The organism is Paracoccus spongiarum (genome assembly GCF_030732095.1).
Classification (GTDB): Bacteria; Pseudomonadota; Alphaproteobacteria; order Rhodobacterales; family Rhodobacteraceae; genus Paracoccus; species Paracoccus spongiarum.
The window spans coordinates 1-850 of sequence record NZ_JAVAMQ010000071.1 but is presented as its reverse complement, the minus strand read 5'-3'; the positions used below and the strand labels follow the sequence as shown (position 1 = coordinate 850).

Annotated in this window: 1 protein-coding gene; it reads right to left on the bottom strand. The window is 61.3% G+C overall.

Annotation, left to right across the window (positions count from 1 at the left end; genetic code table 11):
- Nucleotides 1-787, bottom strand: a protein-coding gene (locus tag Q5Y72_RS19730; protein WP_305965088.1) for an IS5 family transposase whose coding sequence is annotated in 2 segments (ribosomal slippage) — nucleotides 1-448 and nucleotides 448-787 — 788 coding nt annotated over the 2 segments. Because the reading frame shifts where the segments join, the coding sequence is not laid out codon by codon here. This gene is flagged as partial in the annotation.
- Nucleotides 788-850: the final 63 nt, after the last annotated feature.

The following is an 850-nucleotide window of genomic DNA, read 5'->3' as shown; positions in this document are numbered from 1 at the left end:
CATGTTGACAAATGGCGGAGCCAGAGGCGGATTGATGTGATGTCGATGAAACCGAGGAAGCTTTCTGCGGTCTTGTCGTAACGGGTAGCGACGCGGCGGGCGTTCTTCAGTTTGTTGAAGCACCGCTCGACCAGGTTGCGGAGCCGGTAGAGCTTGCGGTCGATGGCCACGCGCAGCTTACGGGATTTCCGCATCGGGATCACTGGCACGACGTTTCGATCCTCCATGGTTTTGCGAACTCTGTCAGCGTCATAGCCACGATCCGCCAGCAGGACGCGGGGCTCGGGCAGGTTGTCGTCCATGACCAGATCGAAGCCCAGATAGTCCGAGGTCTGTCCCGGTGTGATGTCCGATCTCATGGGCAGGCCGGCACCATTGACGCGGAGGTGGATCTTGGTCGTGAAGCCACCGCGCGAACGGCCAAGACCCTGTCGCGGAGTCCCCCTTTAGCGCCCGCTGCCTGATGATGGGCGCGGACTACGGTGCTGTCGATCATCTGGAGCCCATCCGGCGCGACCCGACTTTCGTTCAGGACCTCTAGGATCTGCTCCCACAGCCCCGCCAGGGTCCAGCGCCGGAACTGACGGTAGACGCTGGACCACTTCCCGAACTCTTCCGGCAGGTCGCGCCAGGGAGAGCCCGTCCGCGCGATCCAGAAAATCCCATCCAGAACAAGGCGGTGGTTCGTGGGTTTGCGCCCGTTAGGGGCTCGGACGGCCAGAATGAAGCGCTCGTGGAAGGCCCATTCCTCGTCCGACATCAGGTCTCGTGCCAAGCTGGTCTCCATCGCAGATACCAGCTTGAATCACGATCAGACCGCCCTGTGAATCCCTTTTGTCAACACAGCCTA